The following is a 5,941-nucleotide window of genomic DNA, read 5'->3' as shown; positions in this document are numbered from 1 at the left end:
TAAAAAAACGCACTCCGAAGAATGCGTTTTTAATTAAGATTAAGCTAATAGTTTAAAAGCTTACTTTTTATCTTCATCAACTTCAGTGAATTCAGCATCAACGACATCATCATCCGCTTGCGTGCTATCTGCAGATTCTGTCTCTTGACCAAATTGACCTGGATCCATACCCTCGCTGCCTGCGCCGCTATCAGCATAGATCTTTTGGCTTACTGGTAAAAAGGCATTGTCTAATGCTTCAAGCTTAGCTTTGATATCATCATGATCGTCTTCTTTAGTTGCCGCTTCAAGATCAGAGATAGCCGTTTCTACTGATGATTTTTCTTCTTCAGTGACTTTATCTTCAGCATCTTTTAGAGCTTTTTGTACGGCATGAATACGACCGTCGGCTTCATTACGCACTTGCGCAAGGTTAGCAAATTTCTCATCTTCTTCAGCATTTGCCTCAGCGTCACGTACCATTTGCTCGACTTCTTCATCCGACAAGCCAGAATCTGCTTTAATCTGGATGCTTTGCGCTTTACCCGTACCTTTATCAGTCGCTGAGATGTTCATGATACCGTCAGCGTTGATATCGAAAGTCACTTCGATTTGCGGTAGGCCGCGCGGTGCTGGTGGGATATCCGTCAAATCAAAACGCCCAAGCATTTTGTTTTGATTAGCGATTTTACGCTCACCTTGATAGACCTGAATCGTAACTGCTGGCTGGTTGTCTTCAGCGGTTGAGAAAACTTGTGATTTCTTAGTCGGAATCATCGTGTTTTTCTCAATAACTGGCGTCATAACACCGCCCATCGTCTCAATACCTAGCGTCAATGGCGTCACATCTAATAACAATACGTCGGTTTTGTCACCAGAGAGTACCGCACCTTGAATCGCCGCACCAGCAGCAACTGCTTCATCAGGGTTGACATCTTTACGTGGCTCTTGACCAAAGAACTCTTCAACTTGCTTTTGTACTAGTGGCATACGAGTCTGACCACCGACCAAGATAACGTCGTCGATATCAGATAATTTGATGCCAGCGTCTTCTAGAGCAATCTTACAAGGACCCATCGTACGCTTGACTAGATCTTCAGTCAGGCCTTCTAGCTTTGAGCGGCTAATGGTAATAACCAAATGCTTAGGACCATTGCTGTCTGCTGTGATATAAGGCAAGTTGACTTCAGTGCTTTGGGCGCTTGATAGCTCAATCTTCGCTTTTTCAGCAGCTTCTTTTAGACGCTGCATGGCAAGAGAATCACCCTTTAGGTTAACATCCTGCTGCTTTTTGAACTCATCAACCAGATAATCAATAAGCGCTGAATCAAAATCTTCACCACCCAAGAATGTATCACCGTTGGTCGCTAGGACTTCAAACTGCTGCTCACCATCGACATCAGCGATTTCGATGATTGAGACGTCAAAAGTACCACCACCTAAGTCATATACAGCAACGGTGCTATCGCCTTGCTTTTTATCCATACCATAGGCAAGGGCTGCGGCAGTTGGCTCGTTGATAATACGCTTAACATCAAGACCTGCAATTTTACCCGCATCTTTGGTCGCTTGACGCTGTGAGTCATTGAAGTAGGCAGGAACGGTGATGACCGCTTCAGTAACATTTTCGCCCAAATAGTCTTCAGCAGTCTTCTTCATCTTTTTCAAGATCTCAGCTGATACTTGCGGCGGCGCTAATTTTTTGCCATTGATTTCGACCCAAGCATCACCGTTATCCGCTTTTGCGATCTTATACGGGACCATGCCGATATCTTTTTGCACGACTTTGTCATCAAAACGACGACCAATCAGACGCTTAATAGCAAACAGCGTGTTCTTTGGATTGGTGACCGCTTGACGCTTAGCTGATTGACCAACGAGTGTTTCGTCGTCTTTGTAAGCGACGATTGAAGGCGTGGTGCGCGTACCTTCAGCGTTCTCGATAATCTTGACGCTATCGCCTTCCATTACCGCGACGCATGAGTTGGTGGTTCCTAAATCAATACCGATTACTTTACCCATAATTGAGTGCTCCTAATTTTTTGATTTAATAGTTGTGTTGAGGTGCCAGTTTCATTGAGACGCTTTGAGTGACTAACTTAATTTATAGTTATTAACTCCAAACATATAAACTCAAACAAAACTGACATATCAGACCGTAGTTGGTCACTTGTTGCTTTATATCGGTTTAGGTGCGCATTTTTTCAAGTCAATGCTTGGCTAAACCCTAGTTTTTGTGTGAAGTTTTGTGAATACCCTTAGTATAAACAAGGGTTTCATCATTTATTGCTTAATTTACTGCTTAAATTATTGACCGACGCGCACCATAGCAGGACGCAATAGACGACCATTTAGGCTATAGCCTTTTTGTAGTACTGTACCGACTGTATCCGCCTCGGCATCGCTATCGATACCGACTGCTTCATGCATATCAGCATTGAACTTCTCACCCATAGGGTCGACGACTTCAACGCCGTTTTTGTTTAGTACCGCAAGCAAAGCTTTGTGCGTCAGTTGTACGCCTTCTGCCACAGGATCATCAGCGTTAGCGCTTTCAATAGCACGCTCTAAGTTATCGACAATTTCTAGTAGCTCGCGGGCAAATTTTTGCAGAGCGAACTTTTTGCTTTTATCCGCTTCTTGCTCCATGCGTTTTTGCGCATTATAAGCTTCGGCATTAGCGCGCGCTGTACCCTCTTTGGCCTGCTTGACTTCGCCTTCTAACTCTTTAATACGTGCCTCAAAAACGCCTAAATCAATCTCGCTCTCAATCGTTTGATGCTCGCCTGAATTATTGGCAGGATCGAACTCATCCATAGTCTCAGAGAGAACGCTCTCATTGAGATCTAGATTATTGTGTGCCGTTTGCTCATCAATATTATTAGTATTTTGATTTGAGTGACTGGTGTTTTGATTTGAATTGTTCTCGCTCATGATAGCTCCTTTATTTTAATCAAAGATGTAAACTTGCTTTTATACCTAGTTTAATGGCCTCTATTAACCGTTTATATGAATGCGGCCTAATAGCTGATTGATAAAGGCTATAGGCGCTGATTTCAAGCCTATTAATGAGGATAATTTTATTAATAGTAAGGTATGTTCTAAAGCTGTCGCTATACCTAAATAGGTATCAGCACAGGCGTAGCTATTTGGCAAAGTGTAAACCACATATCTGGACGAATGATGCTGTTGTCAATACTTGTGTAAAAAACGATTTACAAAAGGTACAAGAAGGTCATGTTATTCCAAATTTTTTACTGTCTGTATATAAACCATTACTAAACAAAACCCACCTCATCTCACAGCTACTTTATTATCACCTGAAATAATTATTATTAATATCCTATACATATAACAGCTTAGCGTAAACGTTGGCCTTTGAGCCAACAACGTACTAAGAAAGAGAGTAGATCCATGAGAAATGTTACATCAAATTCATCGATAACATCGCTCAACACTTGGCTGAGCAAGACAGCAGCGACGTTCAATAAAAACGATAGCCAGTCTGATCTTGCTCCTATAGAAAAAATTGCAAGCTATCATGGTAGCGAGAGTGCAGTTGATGATCGCTACCGCTTTATCGGTGAAAAACTTGCCAGCTACCTACCTACGAGCGACTATCAGCAGCACGCTTTGCATTACGTATTAAAAGGTATCGGCTACTTACCAGATCCACTGCTTGAGAATTTAGTCGGTCGCCTCAAAGGTCCGACGTCTAAGCAATATCTGCATGCTGATGCGCACATGCGCCTGATTATCGCGGTCAATAGTAAGCTTAAAACGCCGCTACACGTTGATAAAATGCAAGAGCTGCGTCAAAGATTCGCCGCTGACTCAGTTGCTATGCAAGCGCCAAAAGTATGGCAGCAAGAAGACGTGACCAAGAGCAATATCAAACGCTTTATCAAAAAAGACGATATAGCCGTCAACTGGCAGGATAAGACTATTGCTAATGCTGATGATGGAGATATGACAGTACGCTGCTATCAGGCGACAGCGGGAAATAAAACGCAAGCTAAGATTAATCCTGACGAAACTGTAATGCTGTTCTTTCATGGCGGCGGATTCTGTATCGGTGATGTCGATACCCATCACGAGTTCTGTCATGCAGTATGTGAGCAGACAGGCTGGCCAGTTGTCAGCGTCGATTATCGTCTATCTCCTGAGTATTCAGCGCCTGTAGCGCTTAGAGACTGCATTACTGCTTATGCGTGGCTTGCGGACAACTGTCAAAGCCTTGGCGCTTCTGCTAAGCGTATCGTATTAGCAGGGGATAGTGCAGGCGGCGGTTTATCAACGTTAGTGGCGCAGCAAGTTATGACGCCAGTACAGAGCGCATGGGCAGATTTGGGTGCTGAAGGTCAAAAAACGTTTGAGCTATTAAAGGATCTGCCTGCGCCGCTTGCACAAATGCCGCTATATCCTGTGACCGATGTTGAGACTGACTATCCAAGCTGGGATCTGTATGGGGAAGGCTTGCTATTAGATCATGCTGACGTAGCAGTGTTTGATGCGGCATGCCTTGCCAATAGTCCGCTATCACGTGATCATGTCCTTATCTCACCGATGATCGGCGATAACAGCCGAGTATGCCCCACCTATGTGGTCGCCTCCGAGCTTGATGTGTTGCGTGATGAGGCTTTTGCTTATGCCAAGCAATTAGAGAGTTTTGGTATTGCTACGCAGACCTACACGGTACTTGGCGCGCCGCATGGTTTTATTCACTTGATGAGTGTACATCAGGGCATAGCCAAAGAGACGCATGATATTATTAAAGGTTTTGCTCAGTTTGTGAGTGAGGTTATTAGCACACAAGCTAAACTTGCGGCCTAAAAATAAAATAAGTTTTATTTTTATCATTTATTGCCCGTTAAAGTAATCAACCAAATCTCAGCACGCGAGCCCAATCGAAACGGAATCCCCCAAAAGCCATAACCTGAGGACACTACAAAGTGACCTTGGTTTATGGCTTCATAGCCGTAGCCTATTCTGTTTATAGCCTTTACAATAAAATTTGCAGGAAACACTTGCCCGTTATGGGTATGTCCTGAGACTTGCAGATCTATAGGTAGCCGGCTGTGCTCCATAATATCGCTTGGTCTGTGATCTAGCAGGATAATAGGCTCTGCCATATCAGTTTGTGCTAACAGATCTGTGGTTACCACACGCTGACTCTTGTGATTATCAAAACGTCCCACTAGCCATAGCGGATCGCCCTTGTGCTCAATTCGTAGCACTTCATCGTTTAATAACTGTACGCCAGCCTCTCGTAGCGCCTCGCTGATCGGCTGCTCATGACCATATAAGTCATGATTGCCAAGCGTAGCATAAACACCATATGGCACAGCAGCGCAAAGCTTGGTTAAATTCGCTGCCATATTATAGTCATTAAACGCTTGCGTATTGTCATCCATGATATCGCCAGGCATCAGTAATATATCTGCTCGACTACTAGTAAGGAGCTGATGCAATTTATCAATCGCTCTATTGCCAAATAAGCGTCCGATATGTAAATCACTTGCTAGCGCTAAGCGTAGTGGATGAGATAAGTGCTTATCTATTTTGATACTTAGCTTGCGCACCACAGGCACATAAGCGCTATAGAGCGCGTAGAAAAATAATCCTATCAATGTAAATAATGCCAGCACTCGCAAGCCAACCTCTAATCTAATGGATTGCATTGACGCTACGCTAGTAAACGAGGCCAAAAGCCAGTATCCACCGTAAAAAATACTGATAACCAGCGCAGTCAGCATAATAAAATGCATGATTAGCATCCACATACTCACCCAGCGATAGCTATTGGCAAATGCTCTTTTAATGCTTAGTACCAGCAAAATATTGGTAATCGCAAACACAATAATCCATACTGCGACTTTTGATGTGGAGGTGCTCCAAGGCGCCAGCCACCACTGTAAGCTGAGCGCCGCACCCGTACTAAAGAGCTGTAATAGCATAAATA

At 43.7% G+C, this 5,941-nt stretch carries 4 protein-coding genes; 1 reads left to right on the top strand and 3 read right to left on the bottom strand.

The window, feature by feature from the left end; translation table 11 throughout:
• Positions 1-60 precede the first annotated feature (60 nt).
• Positions 61-2,001, bottom strand: coding sequence for a molecular chaperone DnaK (gene dnaK, locus ACTXGO_RS08605; protein ID WP_443541287.1), 1,941 nt, complete (start codon positions 1,999-2,001; stop codon positions 61-63).
• Positions 2,002-2,286: 285 nt separating this feature from the next.
• Positions 2,287-2,913, bottom strand: a complete 627-nt coding sequence (gene grpE, locus ACTXGO_RS08600) for a nucleotide exchange factor GrpE (RefSeq protein WP_435949916.1) — start codon at positions 2,911-2,913, stop codon at positions 2,287-2,289.
• Between the two features lie 480 nt (positions 2,914-3,393).
• Between grpE and ACTXGO_RS08595 the strand changes: the two genes are divergently transcribed.
• A complete protein-coding gene (locus ACTXGO_RS08595; RefSeq protein ID WP_443574059.1) occupies positions 3,394-4,812 on the top strand; it encodes an alpha/beta hydrolase in 1,419 nt (472 codons plus the stop codon).
• Between the two features lie 23 nt (positions 4,813-4,835).
• Here ACTXGO_RS08595 and ACTXGO_RS08590 read toward each other — a convergent pair.
• Positions 4,836-5,941, bottom strand: a 1,106-nt coding sequence (locus tag ACTXGO_RS08590) for a metallophosphoesterase (RefSeq protein WP_443574057.1), incomplete at its 5' end; no start/stop codon positions are given.

Source organism: Psychrobacter sp. T6-1, assembly GCF_052258445.1.
Note: the sequence above shows the minus strand (reverse complement) of the source record. Positions and strands in the feature narration are given on the sequence as shown.

Coding starts and splice junctions, on each gene's coding strand:
- dnaK (WP_443541287.1), bottom strand. CDS start 2,001: ATGGGTAAAGTAATCGGTATTGATTTAGGAACCACCAACTCATGCGTC.
- grpE (WP_435949916.1), bottom strand. CDS start 2,913: ATGAGCGAGAACAATTCAAATCAAAACACCAGTCACTCAAATCAAAAT.
- ACTXGO_RS08595 (WP_443574059.1), top strand. CDS start 3,394: ATGAGAAATGTTACATCAAATTCATCGATAACATCGCTCAACACTTGG.